At 64.3% G+C, this 14718-nt stretch carries 11 protein-coding genes; 8 read left to right on the forward strand and 3 right to left on the reverse strand.

Going from position 1 to position 14718, the window contains the following annotated elements; translation table 11 throughout:
* Positions 1 to 27 precede the first annotated feature (27 nt).
* Positions 28 to 2589, forward strand: a complete 2562-nt coding sequence (gene glgP / locus IWX88_RS03405) for an alpha-glucan family phosphorylase (RefSeq protein ID WP_196827161.1) — start codon at positions 28 to 30, stop codon at positions 2587 to 2589.
* A 25-nt stretch (positions 2590 to 2614) separates the two neighbouring features.
* On the opposite strand, the gene ybaK is transcribed toward glgP, so the two are convergent.
* Together ybaK and glgX are read right to left on the reverse strand one after the other, a co-directional pair.
* Positions 2615 to 3091: a Cys-tRNA(Pro) deacylase gene (ybaK, locus tag IWX88_RS03410; RefSeq protein ID WP_196827845.1), complete on the reverse strand. Its 477-nt coding sequence runs from the start codon at positions 3089 to 3091 to the stop codon at positions 2615 to 2617.
* Positions 3085 to 5217, reverse strand: coding sequence for a glycogen debranching protein GlgX (gene glgX, locus IWX88_RS03415; protein WP_196827163.1), 2133 nt, complete (start codon positions 5215 to 5217; stop codon positions 3085 to 3087). The genes ybaK and glgX overlap by 7 nt, the downstream gene beginning before the upstream one ends.
* A 97-nt stretch (positions 5218 to 5314) precedes the next feature.
* On the opposite strand from glgX, the gene IWX88_RS03420 reads away from it, so the two are divergent.
* From IWX88_RS03420 to gatA, 7 genes are all read left to right on the forward strand, one after another.
* Complete coding sequence (locus tag IWX88_RS03420) at positions 5315 to 6514, forward strand: cysteine desulfurase family protein (protein WP_196827165.1); 1200 nt, start codon at positions 5315 to 5317, stop codon at positions 6512 to 6514.
* Complete coding sequence (locus IWX88_RS03425) at positions 6504 to 7055, forward strand: hypothetical protein (RefSeq protein ID WP_231368747.1); 552 nt, start codon at positions 6504 to 6506, stop codon at positions 7053 to 7055. Before IWX88_RS03420 ends, IWX88_RS03425 begins: the two co-directional genes overlap by 11 nt.
* A gap of 79 nt (positions 7056 to 7134) precedes the next feature.
* Positions 7135 to 8244, forward strand: coding sequence for a tRNA 2-thiouridine(34) synthase MnmA (gene mnmA / locus IWX88_RS03430; protein WP_196827169.1), 1110 nt, complete (start codon positions 7135 to 7137; stop codon positions 8242 to 8244).
* A 46-nt stretch (positions 8245 to 8290) separates the two neighbouring features.
* The gene (gene ligA / locus IWX88_RS03435; protein WP_196827171.1) at positions 8291 to 10600 is read left to right on the forward strand and encodes an NAD-dependent DNA ligase LigA; all 2310 of its coding nucleotides are present in this window, start codon (positions 8291 to 8293) and stop codon (positions 10598 to 10600) included.
* 138 nt (positions 10601 to 10738) lie between these two features.
* Positions 10739 to 12154, forward strand: a complete 1416-nt coding sequence (locus IWX88_RS03440; RefSeq protein ID WP_196827173.1) for an alpha/beta hydrolase — start codon at positions 10739 to 10741, stop codon at positions 12152 to 12154.
* Positions 12155 to 12247: 93 nt separating this feature from the next.
* Positions 12248 to 12571: an Asp-tRNA(Asn)/Glu-tRNA(Gln) amidotransferase subunit GatC gene (gene gatC, locus IWX88_RS03445; protein ID WP_196827175.1), complete on the forward strand. Its 324-nt coding sequence runs from the start codon at positions 12248 to 12250 to the stop codon at positions 12569 to 12571.
* Positions 12571 to 14115, forward strand: coding sequence for an Asp-tRNA(Asn)/Glu-tRNA(Gln) amidotransferase subunit GatA (gene gatA, locus IWX88_RS03450; protein ID WP_196827177.1), 1545 nt, complete (start codon positions 12571 to 12573; stop codon positions 14113 to 14115). The genes gatC and gatA overlap by 1 nt, the downstream gene beginning before the upstream one ends.
* Here the strand turns inward: gatA and IWX88_RS03455 are convergent.
* Entirely contained in the window at positions 14084 to 14716 is a 633-nt protein-coding gene (locus IWX88_RS03455; RefSeq protein ID WP_196827179.1) for a CGNR zinc finger domain-containing protein, read from the reverse strand. The genes gatA and IWX88_RS03455 overlap by 32 nt on opposite strands.
* Positions 14717 to 14718: the final 2 nt, after the last annotated feature.

Genomic DNA, 14718 nt, shown 5'->3' on the forward strand with positions numbered 1-14718 from the left:
CCCAGTTTCTGCACCTAGGGTATTACGGTGAAGGCCATCCGTCGTTTTACCGTCCGTACCGTGCTCCCCGATGTGCTTGCACCGTTGGAGCAGCTCGCCACCAATCTGCGCTGGTCCTGGCACCTTCCGACCCGACGCCTGTTCGAAGACCTTTCTCCGCAGCTGTGGGAGTCGAGCAAACACGATCCGATCGGCTTGCTCGGTGAGATCGAGCCGGCTCGCCTGCACGAGCTCGCTGCCGACCAGGACTTCGTCGCGCGCGTCGCGGAGCTGGGGCGCGACCTGCACACCTACTTGACCGAGCCGCGCTGGTACCAGCAGACGGTGACCGAGGCTGCACCGAGTGCGATCGGCTACTTCTCGCCAGAGTTCGGCATCGCTGCGGCACTGCCGCAGTATTCTGGCGGTCTCGGTATTCTCGCCGGCGATCACCTCAAGAGCGCTTCCGACCTCGGCGTGCCGATCATCGGTGTCGGGCTCTTTTACCGTTCTGGCTACTTCGCCCAATCCATCTCACCGGACGGTTGGCAGCAGGAGTCCTATCCCGTGCTCGATCCGGATGGGCTCCCGCTGTCGGTGCTGCGTCATCCGGATGGCTCGGCGGCCCAGGTCGCCCTCGCACTCCCCGGCGACCGAGCGCTCTACGCGCGCATCTGGCAGGTCGCGGTCGGACGCATCCGCCTGTTGCTGCTCGACACCGACATCCCGGAGAACGAGGATGCCCTGCGCTCGGTGACCGATCGCCTCTATGGCGGCGGCGGAGAGCATCGCCTGCTGCAGGAGCTCCTGCTCGGTATCGGTGGTGTGCGGGCGATCAAGCTGCTCACCGAGCTGACGGATGCGGATGCGCCCGAGCTGTATCACACCAATGAGGGCCACGCTGGATTCCTGGGGCTCGAGCGCATCAGCGATCTGATCGGCGACGGGCTGTCCTTCGATGAGGCGCTGCAGGTGGTTCGCGCTGGCACCGTGTTCACGACGCACACGCCGGTTCCGGCTGGCATCGATCGCTTCGACTCCTCGCTTGTGCGGCAGTACTTCTCCACCGACCTGCTTCCCGGGGTTTCAGTCGACGACGTGCTGCAACTCGGCGCCGAGAACTTCGAGGGCGGAACGGACGACACCTTCAACATGGCCGTGATGGGCCTTCGTCTCGGACAGCGCGCCAACGGCGTGTCCCAGTTGCACGGCGAGGTGAGTCGCGGCATGTTCGGTGCGCTCTGGCCCGGATTCGATGCCGATGATGTGCCGATCACGTCGGTGACGAATGGCGTACACGCCCCAACCTGGACCGACCCCGCACTCGTGGCGCTGGCCCGCGACCGCCTCGGCACCTCAGACACGACGACCGCCGACTGGGCATCCGAAGCGGTCAGCGACGCCGACCTGTGGTCTGTACGCAACAGCATGCGGCAGCAGCTCGTGACAGATGCCCGCGCGCGCGTCTCGGCGGCCTGGGGGGAACAGAATCCCGGCATCCGCGACCCGGCCTGGTTCTCCCAGCTGCTCGATCCGAACGTGCTCACGATCGGGTTCGCCCGCCGCGTGCCCACCTACAAGCGCCTCACGCTGATGCTGCACGACCCCGAGCGCCTCCGCTCGCTCCTGCTCTCTCCTGAACACCCGGTGCAGATAGTGATCGCCGGCAAGTCACATCCCGCCGATGACGAGGGCAAGCGCCTCATCCAGAAGCTGGTGGAATTCTCGCAGGAGCCGGAGATCCGCAAGCGAATGGTCTTTCTGCCCAACTACGACATCGCCATGGCCCAACTGCTGTACCCGGGAACGGATGTCTGGCTGAACAACCCCCTTCGTCCACTCGAGGCCTGCGGCACCTCCGGCATGAAGGCGGCGCTGAACGGCTCGCTCAACCTCTCCATTCTGGATGGATGGTGGGCCGAGTTCTATGACGAGGAAAACGGTTGGGCCATCCCAAGTGCCGACTCCGCCGGGGACTCCGCCGAGCGCGACAAGCTCGAGGCGAACTCCATGTACGACCTCATCGAGCACCAGATCGCCCCGCGGTTTTACGATCGGGGCGACGACGGGGTGCCGACGCGCTGGGTGGAGTCCATCCGCCACACCCTGTCGACGCTCTCGTTTGAGCTCTCCGCCGACCGCATGGTGCGCGAGTACGTGCAGCGGCTGTACGTGCCATCCGCTGCCGCCCACCGCACCATCTCGGCCGAGCGGTTCGCGCCTGCGCGCGCCCTGGCCGCGTGGAAGTCGCGGGTGACCGCGGCCTGGCCACAGGTGTCGGTCACGCACGTCGAGTCCGGGGGAGTGGATGCCGTTCCGCAGGTCGGCGACGAACTGCACGTGCGGGCTCACGTCAACCTCGCCGGGCTGACCCCAGCGGATGTCTCGGTGGAGGTCGTCTACGGCCGCGCGCGCGAAAACGATCGGCTGGAGAACCCGCACAGCGTGGAACTCGTTCCCTCACCGAGCGTCGGCGACCACTTGGCCCAGTTCGCCGGCACCGTGACGCTGTCACGTGCGGGCAGTTTCGGATACAACGTGCGGGTTGTGCCGCGACATCCGCTGTTGGCAAGCTCGGCGGAACTGGGGCTGATCGCGGTCGCCTCGTAGCTTTCAGTGCGCCGTGGCCACGCACTCAGTTTCGTGCGATCGATGCCACCACAGCCGTGGTCGCCCGAATCAGGTCGTGCGGGGCGAGTTCGAGGTCGAACCCGCGACGCCCCCCGGAGACGAACACCGTGTCGAATAACTCTGCGGTCTCGTCGAGCACGGTGCGCAGCAGGGTCTTCTGACCGATCGGACTGATGCCGCCGACCAGGTATCCCGTGCGCCTCTCTGCCATGGCTGGGTCAGCCAGTACTGCTTTTTTTGCGCCGAGCACGCTGGCAAAGGTCTTGAGATCGAGCATGCCCGATACCGGGACTATGGCGACGGCGAGAGTGCCATCGACATCCGCCACAAGCGTCTTGAACACCCGTGCTGGCTCGAGGCCGAGCACGGTCGCTGCCTCCAAACCAAAGCTCGTGTTCGCCGTGTCATGCGCGTAGCCATGTTCGATAAAGGCAATGCCCAGAGCTGCGAGGGCGACAGTGGCGGGGGTGGCGGTCACGATGAGTGTGCGAGAAACAACTGCATCGAGGCTGGCGCGAGAATCTGCTGCGAACCGGGCGCGTGCATCTCGACGGTGGCAGTGTCGTGAGCGCCGTGGGCGGCAGTGTCGTCAGCGCTGTTCCAGAGCAGTTCGTAGGATGTCACTCCGTCGTGATGCGGAAGGATCACGGTCTCGGGCGCTTCCAGTCCGTGCACGATGAGCAGGATGCGATTGAACTCCTCGAACTCGGGCGTGGATGCCGCGAGGTACTGGAGCGTGCGCTCTTTCGGTGAGTCCCAATCCTCGATCGACATCGAGAGGCCCTCTTTGTTGAACCAGTCCATCTGGGTTGCCGACGGCACAGTCTCGCCGAAGATTCCAAAGCGGCTCGGGCGCAGTGCCGGGTTTTCCCGCCGCAGTCTCAGCAGCTTCTGTGAGACCAGCAGCAGCTCGTCCTGCCAATCTTCACGCTCCCACGGTAGCCATGTCAGCTCACTGTCATGACAATAGGCGTTGTTGTTCCCTCGCTGGCTGCGACCGAATTCGTCGCCGGCTGTGATCATCGGTAAGCCAGCAGAGAGCAGCAGGGTGCCGAGCAGGTTGCGGATGGCTTTCTCGCGCGCGGAGAGAATTATCGGGTCGTGGGTCGGACCTTCCACCCCATAGTTGAACGAGTGGTTGCTGTCGGTACCGTCACGGTTGTTTTCGCCGTTTCCGAGATTGTGCTTGTGGTTGTAGGCAGTGAGATCTGCGAGGGTGAAGCCGTCGTGCGCCGTGACGAAGTTCACAGAGGCGAGCGGCCCGCGCTCCTGAGAAAAGACGCCCCTAGAGCCGGAGAGCTTCGAAGCGAACGGACCGATGCCGATCGGTGCTACCCCGTTCGCGCGAGCCGCAGCAATATCAGTGAGCCAGAAATCGCGGGTGCGGTCACGATAGTCGTCGTTCCACTCCGACCACGGCTCAGGAAAGTTGCCGACCTGCCAGCCGCCCATCCCCACGTCCCAGGGTTCGGCGATCATCTTCACGCCCTGCAGCTGAGGATCGGAAACGATCGCCTCGATCAGCGGATGATGCGGGTCGAAATCACCCCGTTCGTCACGCCCGAGAGTCGCAGCGAGATCGAACCGAAAACCATCGATCTGCACCTCGTTTGCCCAGTACCGCAAAGAATCGAGCACGAGCTGCTGCGCGGCCGGCAGTGCGAAGTTCACGGTGTTGCCGCATCCGGTCACATCGATGTAGCTGCCCGCGGAATCCTGCCGATAATACGACGCGTTGTCGAGACCGCGCAGGGAGGTAGTCACACCGGTCGCACCCTCTTCGGCGGTGTGGTTATAGACCACGTCGAGAACGACCTCGAGCCCAGCCTCGTGGAGCAGCTTGACCATGCCCTTGAATTCCCGCAGCACAGCGCCGGTGCCACCAAACTGGGCGTCCCGGCTGGCGTACGCAGCGTGAGGGGTGAAGAAATTTAGAGTGTTGTAGCCCCAGTAATTGCTGAGGCCCTGGGTGATGAGACGCTGTTCGCTCACGAACTGATGCACGGGCAACAGTTGGATCGTCGTGACACCGAGATCCTTGAGGTAATTGATCGCCGAGTCGTGGGCGAGTCCGGCATAGGTGCCGCGGAGCTCCTCCGGCACGGCCGGGTTCAGCTTCGAAATACCCCGAGCATGGGCCTCGTAGAGCACGGTATGGTCGAGCGGCACGGCGGGTTTAGTGGCTCCGGCCCAGTCGAACTCGTCATCTTGCACATAACTTCGCCACTCACCCGACGCCGTGCGGGCCAGCCCACGGGCATAGGGATCGATCAGGTGAATACCGGAATCAAACCGATGGGTCGCACCGCTGGGTCCGCTCGCGCGCAGTGAATACCGGGTGCCAGCCACCAGGCCTGGCGAGATGCCCGACCAGACGCCGTCAGCATCCTTCTGTAACTGGATGCTTTCGGCGACCCAGGTCGGATCTTTGCTTCCGAAGATGCAGAGCTCGATAGCGGTGGCACTTGCCGACCAGACCCGCAGCGCGCCGCCGGTGGGCGTCGCCCGCACGCCGAGGTGGCGAAGCGGATTTGGCCGACTCTGCGCATCACCGGTCGGCGAAACCGCGGTGCTCAGCAGATCGGCGGTCGGATCGGTCACAGGCATGCGTTCTAGAGTAGAGGCCCGGATGCCGCGCAACCTGCGGCGTCAACCCAGCTGGAGTCAACGCCATCGGGGGTCAACGAAACTGGGGGTGTCGCCCGTGTCCGTGTATCTCGACCATGCCGCCACCACCCCCATGCTGCCGGCGGCGATCGCGGCCTACACGACGGCCCTCTCACTCGTCGGCAATCCGTCATCCATTCACTCCCAGGGCCAAAACGCCAAGCGGATGCTGGAGGAGGCGCGCGAGCGTGTCGCCGAGTCGCTGGGGTGCGATCCGATCGAGATCGTCTTCACGTCCGGCGGAACCGAGGCGGTGAATCTGGCGGTGAAAGGGCTGTACTGGGCGCGAAACGCGGGCGGCACTCACCCGCGGATCCTCGTGCCTCGCGGCGAACACCATGCAACGATCGACACAGTCGAATGGCTCGAACGCCACGCTGGCGCTGTGATCGAGTGGGTGCCGATCGACGAACTCGGCCGGGTGAGATTGAATGCGCTCGCTCGTTTGCTCGAGGAACACGACGACGTCGCCCTCGTGACACTGCTGTGGGCCAATAACGAGGTCGGTACGGTGCAGCCGGTCGCCGAGGTGGCTGCACTTGCGGCCCGCCACGGGGTTCCGGTGCACTCCGACGCGATCTCGGCGTATCGTCACGTGTCAATCGACTTTGCTGCCACCAACCTCGCGGCGCTCTCCGTTTCGGCGCACAAGATCGGCGGACCACAGGGCATAGGCGCCCTCGTTCTCAACCGGTCGGCCGTGGTCGTGCCTCTGATCCACGGCGGGGGCCAGCAGCGTGATGTGCGATCAGGCACCCAGGATGTACCCGCCGCGATCTCCTTCGGTGTCGCGGCGCAGCATCCGGTGTCGTCGTTCGCGCCTCTCCGCGACCGCCTGATCGCCGGCGTACGCACAGCCGTGCCGTCGGCGGTTCTGCGTGGTGACCCCGATTCTGTCGCACGGCTGGACAACAATGTGCATTTCACTTTTCCCGGCTGCGAGGGAGACTCGCTGCTGTTCCTCCTTGACAGCGCCGGCGTCTCGGTGAGTACCGGCTCGGCCTGCCGGGCCGGAATTCCGGAGGCATCCCACGTGCTGCTCGGCATGGGACTCAGCGAAGTGGATGCCCGCGGCGCCCTGCGGGTCACCGTTGGACACTCCACCACGGACGCCGACATCGACACGTTCCTCGAGGCGCTGCCGCAGGCTGTCGCCCGAGCGAGTCGGGCAGGTCTGAGCGACCGGGACGTCACGCTGCGACCAGTCGGCGTTGGTGTGTCCGGTATTGATGCGTAAGCGCGCTCGTTCGGCGATTGCTGGCGCATCCCTCGTGCTGTTGCTCGCCGTGGCCGGATGTTCCTCCTCCGACGTGCCAAAGCCGATGCCGACGCCGACGCAGAGCGTACCGGCGGATCCAGCGCTCACCTCGGTGTTTCCCGATGACTTCACCGGTGCTGTCGCCAAGACCGAGACCGTGCGGCTCGCAGACGCGATTGTGTCTCTGCTCCCGGCGTCGATCGTTGTGAACGTCGCCAATACCGAACAGCTGGTGCCAGCGACGGCCTCTTCCCGGTCCTATTACGGGGTATTGCGGATCATTTCGCTCGACCCCACCAACGATCCGGTCGCCATTTCGAAGGCGATGGTGCAGAAAATCGAAGCCTCGGGGTGGACCCAGCGTGAGTCCTCCGATGACGCAACCGGCGTGCACCTGGTCACGCTCCTGAGCAACAGCAAGCCCAATATCTCCTGGCTCCTGCAGCTGAGCGGGGACCCGAGGGTCGCCGGGCAGTCAGTGATCCAGCTACAGCTCGTCAGCCCGGACCTGCCAAGCTAGTCGCTGCTCCGATCCTGCCCGGTTGGTCGCGGCTCCGTTCTGTGGAGTGGCTCCGCACCCCGCACCTACACTGGAGGCCATGAAGATTTTGGCGGCGATGAGTGGAGGGGTCGACTCCGCTGTCGCCGCAGCGCGCGCGGTCGAAGCCGGTCACGAGGTCGTTGGCGTGCATCTTGCGCTCAGCCGGATGCCCGGAACCCTCCGCACCGGAGCTCGCGGATGCTGCACCATCGAAGATTCGATGGACGCGCAGCGAGCAGCCAACATCATCGGAATTCCCTACTACGTGTGGGACTTTTCCGAGCGATTTAAACTCGATGTGGTCGACGACTTCATCGCCGAGTATTCCGCGGGTCGCACCCCGAACCCATGCATGCGCTGCAACGAGCGCATCAAATTTGCGGCGCTGCTCGAGAAGGCGCTCGACCTCGGGTTCGACGCCGTGGCCACCGGTCATTACGCCAGTATCCGCACCGACGACGATGGCAACCGCGAACTTCACCGGGCTGCGGACTGGGCCAAAGACCAGTCCTATGTGCTTGGGGTGCTAACGGCGGAACAGCTCGCGCACAGCATGTTCCCGCTCGGGGCGACGCCGAGCAAGGCGGAAGTTCGTGCGGAGGCTGCCGAGCGCGGATTCAGCGTGGCGACGAAGCCGGACAGCCACGACATCTGCTTCATCCCGGACGGCGACACCCGCGGCTGGCTCGCCGATCGAGTTGGTGCAGAAGCTGGGGTCATCCTCGAGCGCGATGGATCCGTGGTTGGAAGCCACGACGGAGCCGCAGCGTTCACCGTCGGCCAGCGCAAAGGTCTGCATCTTGGCGTGCCATCACCGGATGGCCGTCCCCGCTTCGTCCTTGAGGTTCGTCCGTCGAGCAACACTGTCGTTGTCGGTCCGAAAGAGGCGCTGGATCTTGCCGTGGTCGCCGGATCCAAGTACAGTTGGGCCGGCCGCGCGCCCGCAGACCCCCACACTGAGTTCGCCTGCCACGTGCAGATCCGTGCCCATGCCGACCCGGTCCCTGCGGTTGCGGTGCTTCGGGATGGTGAGCTCGTCATCCGCCCGGACATGCCGCTCAACGGCGTCGCGCCCGGCCAGACCGCAGTGCTGTATCTCGGCACCCGGGTGCTCGGGCAATGCACGATTGACCGCACCGTCTCCGCAGTTGCCCTGCCAGTGAGCTGAGCCACTCCGGGTGCGGTCGCTCAGCCGTCGAACCTAAGCTGGAGGGGTGACCAACCCCGATCTCACCAGCGCGCAGAACCTGACTCTTGAGCAGGCCGGCGAGGAGGCCGGCCAGCTCACGACACGCGTGCTCGAACTGCGCGATGCCTACTACGCGCGCGACGAAGTGCTCGTAGCCGACGAGGAATACGACCGGATGCTGCACCGGCTCGAGGAGCTGGAGCGACTGTTCCCGGAGTTGCAGAGCCAGGATTCGCCGACCCAGATGGTGGGTGGCCGTGCCGAGACGACACTCTTCGCCCCGGTGCGCCACGCTGAGCGGATGCTGAGCCTCGACAACGTCTTCTCACTCGAGGAATTCGCCGAATGGGCGGTGAAAGTCGAACGCAACGCTGGCCGCCACATCGACTACCTGTGCGAGCTCAAAATCGATGGACTGGCGATCAACCTGCGCTATGAGAACGGCCTGCTCACCTCTGCTGCAACCCGGGGCGACGGGGTGGTCGGCGAAGACGTCACGGAAAACATCGCGTTTGTGAAGGTGATTCCGACAAAGCTGGCAGGCTCGGGGCATCCGCAGATTGTCGAGGTGCGCGGTGAGGTCTTCTTCGAGTCCGCGATTTTCGCGCAGCTCAACGCCGACCAGGTGGCCGCGGGGGAGCGGGTGTTCGCAAACGCTCGCAATGCAGCATCCGGCAGCCTGCGCCAGGTGGCAGAGAAAAAGTCCGCTGTGCAGCTGGCGCGGATGCACAAACGGCTCGGTCGGCTGAACATGCTGGTGCACGGCATCGGTGCGTGGGCGCAGCCTCGCATGGGAAATGAAGCGCCCGTAAGCTCCCAGTCGGCAACCTACGGGCTTCTGAAGCAGTGGGGACTGCCGACCAGCACCCACTACCGCGTCGTTGAGACCGCAGCGGAAGCGGCTGATTTCATCGCGTACTACGGCGCGCATCGCGGCAGTGTCGAACATGAGATCGATGGCATCGTGATCAAGGTCGACGAGCTCGAGCTTCATGACGAACTGGGAGCAACGAGTCGTGCTCCCCGGTGGGCGATCGCGTACAAGTACCCGCCAGAGCAGGTCAATACGACGCTGCTGGACATCGTAGTGAGTGTCGGCCGCACCGGCCGGGTCACCCCGTTTGCGGTGATGGAACCGGTGCGGGTCGCCGGGTCGGTAGTGCGCCAGGCAACTCTGCATAACCAGGATGTCGTCAAGGCTAAGGGCGTGCTGATCGGCGACACCGTGGTGCTGCGCAAGGCCGGCGATGTTATTCCGGAGGTGCTCGGTCCGGTCGTGGAAATGCGTGACGGCACCGAGCGTGAATTCGTGATGCCCTCGATTTGCCCCGAGTGCGGCACTCTGCTCGCGCCGGCGAAAGAGGGCGATGTGGATCTGCGTTGCCCGAATGCTCGCAGCTGTCCCGCCCAGGTACGCGGCCGGGTCGAGCATGTGGGCAGTCGCGGTGCGTTGGATATCGAGGGGCTCGGCGAGGTGGGGGCATCCGCACTCACCCAGCCCGATGTACCGCTGCACCCGCCCCTGGTGACCGAGGCTGGGCTCTTCTCCTTGACGCTGCGTGACATCTTCCCGATCACCGTGCGGGTGAGGGACTACGAGACCGGGCTGATCAAGCTGAATCCGGATGGATCCGAGCGCACCGAAACGCCCTACCGCAAGAAGCGCAAAAAAGTGGGAAAGGGTGCTGATCCGGCTTTCGATGCAAACGCGTCCGAGTTCGCGGGTGATGACGCATCGGTGCCGTCCTCTGCGGCGACCAAGCTGCTGTCCGAACTCGAACTGGCGAAGACCAAAGACCTGTGGCGCATCCTGGTGGCGCTGAGCATCCGGCACGTGGGGCCGGTCGCTGCCCGTGCAGTCGCCGCCTACTTCGGTTCGGTCGGGGCGGTCAGGGCCGCGACTCGCGAGGAGCTGGCGGCCGTGGATGGCGTCGGCATAATCATTGCCGATTCCCTGATCGACTGGTTTGCTGTCGATTGGCACGTCGAGATCATCGATCGGTGGGCGGATGCCGGGATGCAGCTGAGCATTCCCGGTCACGCGGGTCCCGGCGCGGCCGTCGCTGCAGGAGGGCCGCTGTCCGGTGTGACCGTCGTCGCGACCGGGAGCCTCGAGGGGTTCACGCGGGAGGGCGCACTTGAAGCGATCATCGCGGCAGGGGGCAGGGCGGCATCGACCGTGTCGAAGAAGACCGACTTTGTTGCAGCCGGACCGGGTGCCGGTTCGAAACTGACCAAAGCGGAGGAATTAGGCCTGCGTATCATCGACGCGGCGCAGTTTGCCGTGCTACTCAAATTCGGCCCCGAGGCACTCAGCGATCCCGTTACGGGCTAGTGTCGCGCGTAAACATCGCGTGACGATCCGCTCGTCTTCGTTGCACACCCCTGCCAAAGGGGTTTTCGGCCGTACTATTCAAGGGACATCGACTTTCCCTTCGCTCTTGGTTTTTTCATCTAATTCCAAATCTAACGATTGGATCCATTCACCGTGTTGTTCGATGTCGCTGCAGTCTCCTCCTCCGGCGTGTTCGGTGGGGTCGCCGCGGCCTTTGGCATTCACGAAATCAGCAACCAGATCGCCGCGATGGTCGTGGGAATAGTCCCTGTGACACGTGGTGAATCTGTTGTCGGCGGGCTGTCCTCTCCGTACGGTTCGGGCGCGGGTATCCTCGCGTACGGCGGCCCACAGCCCTCAGATGTAGCTTTGGCGTCGATTTACTCCGCGCCCTCGGATCCGGCGCTTCTGTTCCGGCTCAGCGGCAGTAAGACCCTTGATCGCCTCACCGTGCTGTCTGTTTCCGAGGTGGCAGCATTCGTCGCAGGCAACCCTGCAGCCGTGAGTCGACTGCTGGTGAGCCCGCCCCGAGCAAGCTCCGTCGCAGCCTGGTGGGCAGCCATTCCGAGCTCCGCGCAGAAGAAACTTGCCACGGCTGCGCCCGTGGTGGTCGGCAACCTCGACGGCGTACCGGTCGCTGTGCGAGACCGAGCAAATCGACTCACCCTCACCCAGGCCGTGACACAGCTTCAGGCGTCCATTGACTCAGGTGCCGGTCGAGCGAAGCTAATCGAGAAGCGCCACCACCTCAACATCCTCACGCAGGTCGCAAAGACCCTCAAACACTCCTCAGGGGAGCCGGATCGGCAGTTGCTCACGCTTGATCCCTCCGGGGAGGTGCGGGCAGCGATCGTAGTCGGCAATCTTGCCACCGCCGACTATGTGAGCTATCTGGTGCCTGGGATGTTCTTCACCGTGCAGGGCCAGATGTACGACTGGACCGTCATCGCGCAGGACCTGCAGGTGCAACATTCCGAGTGGCTCGCGACCTTGGCCGGTACGGACTCTACGCTCGCGGGCAAAACTGCCGCAACGGTTGCCTGGATCGGCTATCAGACCCCCGGTGCGCTCGATATCGCATCGCTCGATCGCGCGGAAAGTGGGGCAAACCTCCTCGGGCATGCCATCCAGGGCATCCGTGCCACCCGGGCAGAATCTCCACCCTTCGTCAGCCTGATAACGCATTCCTACGGCTCTACCGCCGCCATGATGGAACTCGCCAACGGCGGCATGACAGTGGATGCCCTTGCCATCGTCGGTTCCCCGGGGTCTGCAGTGCAGTCGGCCTCTGACCTCGCAGTGAAAGATGGAAACGTCTTCGTCGGTGAAGCGGCCTGGGACCCGGTCGTGAACACTGCCTTCTATGGCAGTGACCCCGGCGTGAGCGCGTTTGGTGCTCACCGGATGGATGTCGCTGCCGCGACCGACCCGATAACCCGCCAGTCGCTGGCCGCAGCTGTTGGCCACCTCGGATACTTTGACATTGGCACGACTGCGATGCGTAACTTCGCGCTGATCGGCCTCAATCAGAGTGCCCTCGTCTCCTCGCGATGACTTTGCGCTGACTTCGCGCTGACCTCGCGCTGACCTCGCGACGGGTCGAATAGACTCGATTGTCCCCCCAAGCGATCCAACGCACGGAGTTCCATGTCTGAAAATCCTGGCGACCCTGACGGCCGCATCACCACCGACCAGGTCGCGCATCTCGCGTACCTCGCGCGTATTGCGCTCACCCCGGACGAGATCGAGAAGCTCACCGGTGAACTCGGTGTGATCATCGACTCGATCGCCAAGGTCTCCCAGGTTGCGACGGCGGATGTTCCGGCCACGAGTCATCCGATCCCGCTGACCAACGTGTTCCGACCTGACGTGATCGGCGCGACTCTCTCGCAGGAGCAGGCTCTGAGCGGTGCTCCCGAACACGACGGAAGCCGGTTCAAGGTCTCCGCGATCCTGGGGGAGGAGCAGTAATGGCTCACACAAACGCCGCTGGCGGCGATGGCACCGCCGACCTCACCCGGCTGAGCGCGGCATCCCTCAGCGAACTGCTCATCAGCCGCGAAGTCTCGAGCGTCGAAGTCACCAGGGCCCATTTGGACCGTATCGCGGCGGTTGATGGCGATGTGCATGCCTTCCTCCATGTCTCGAAGGACGCGCTCGACACCGCAGAGGGCGTGGATGTGCTCCGCCGCATTGGCAACCAGCTGCCACCGCTCGCCGGAGTCCCGATCGCCATCAAGGACGTGCTGTGCACGCTGGATATGCCGTCCACAGCGGGCAGCAAGATCCTCGAGGGCTGGATTCCCCCGTACGATGCAACCGTGGTTCGCAAGCTCCGTGAGGCCTTCCTCGTGCCGCTCGGCAAGACCAACATGGACGAATTCGCCATGGGATCCTCCACCGAGCACTCGGCCTACGGTGTCACCCATAACCCGTGGGATCTCGACCGCATCCCCGGAGGGTCTGGCGGAGGAAGCGCCGCGGCAGTAGCCGCATTCGAAGCACCACTCGCGCTCGGCTCAGACACCGGCGGCTCGATTCGGCAGCCGGCCGCTGTCACCGGATCCGTCGGGGTCAAGCCCACCTATGGCGGTGTCAGTCGGTATGGCGCGATCGCGCTCGCCAGCTCGCTCGATCAGGTGGGGCCCGTTGCCCGCACGGTTCTCGATGCCGCCATGTTGCACGACGTGATCGGTGGTCACGATCCACGAGATTCCACTTCCCTTCGAGACGAATGGCCCAGTTTTACCGCCGCTGCGAGGGCCGGACAGCTCAAGCGCAACCTCAACGGGGTGAAGATCGGGGTCGTGAAAGAGCTCGACGCTCCTGGCTTCCAGGCCGGGGTCAGCCAGCGATTCCACGAGACTCTCGATCTGCTCGCCTCCAACGGAGCAGAGATTGTCGAAGTCAGCGCACCGAACTTCGAATACGCGGTTGCCGCCTACTACCTAATCCTTCCGGCTGAGGCATCCAGCAACCTCGCAAAGTTCGATTCTGTGCGATTCGGGCTCCGCGTGAACCCTGTGGGGGGAGGGACGGTCGAGGATGTCATGGCCGCCACCCGCGAGGCCGGATTCGGTCCGGAGGTCAAGCGCCGCGTCATCCTCGGAACCTATGCCCTGAGCGCCGGCTACTACGACGCGTACTACGGCAGTGCACAAAAGGTGCGCACGCTCATCCAGCGCGACTTCGCCGCAGCATTTGAGAAGGCGGACATCCTGATCAGCTCCGCGGCGCCCACGACGGCGTTCCGAATCGGTGAGAAGATCAACGATCCGCTCGCCATGTACCTGAACGACGTGACGACGATTCCGGCGAACCTCGCGGGGATTCCAGGCATGGGACTTCCGATGGGGCTCGCCCCGGAGGATGGACTGCCGACCGGACTGCAGCTCATGGCACCGGCGCGAGCGGATGCCCGGCTCTACGAAAACGGGGCGGCGATCGAGGCACTGCTCGAGGACAGCTGGGGGCACACCCTGATCAGCCAGGCCCCGGAGCTCGCAACGCGCTGACAGCTCGGTTCGGTCGATCCCCGCTTGGCGAAGTACGGAGCCTCACGAGGTGATCTCCAGCAGCCCGGTCGCGGAACGCAACCATATTCATCCGGTTGCCACATCGGATGCTGCAGAACCGTTTCGTCCCGTTGCGCGACAGGTCGACGAGAAGTCCGCTGCAGTCGTCCGCCTCGCAGAGCCTCAGCCGGTGGGTCTCGCCAGAGCGGATCACGTCCACCAGCGCCAGCGCGACTTCCACCTCGATCCGCTGGGCGAGCGGTGCGTCCGGCTCGGTCGCATGAAGATGCCAGGGCAATCCATCGTGGCGAGCGAGGTGCGGGAGTGCGCGCGACTCGAGCAACATGCCATTGATCGCCTCGACAGCGTCATCAATCCCCAGCCTCCAGAGGCTCTGGATGGCGGCGCGCGTCTGCCGCACCTCATCGAGCTCCGTGGCGTTGTTATCGATGCGTCCCGAGTAGGACCAGCCGATGAGAAACGCACCGAGTTGCTCGACTGTAGCGATCTCGTCTAGGCCGCTGCGGGATGCTGCGGGGGAGCTGTTTACGAGCGAAACCGCAAACCCGAGAGTGTCCTGTGTGTCAGGGGCTAAACGCAATT

This window comes from Frigoribacterium sp. CG_9.8, from assembly GCF_015751965.1.
GTDB lineage: Bacteria > Actinomycetota > Actinomycetes > Actinomycetales > Microbacteriaceae > Lacisediminihabitans.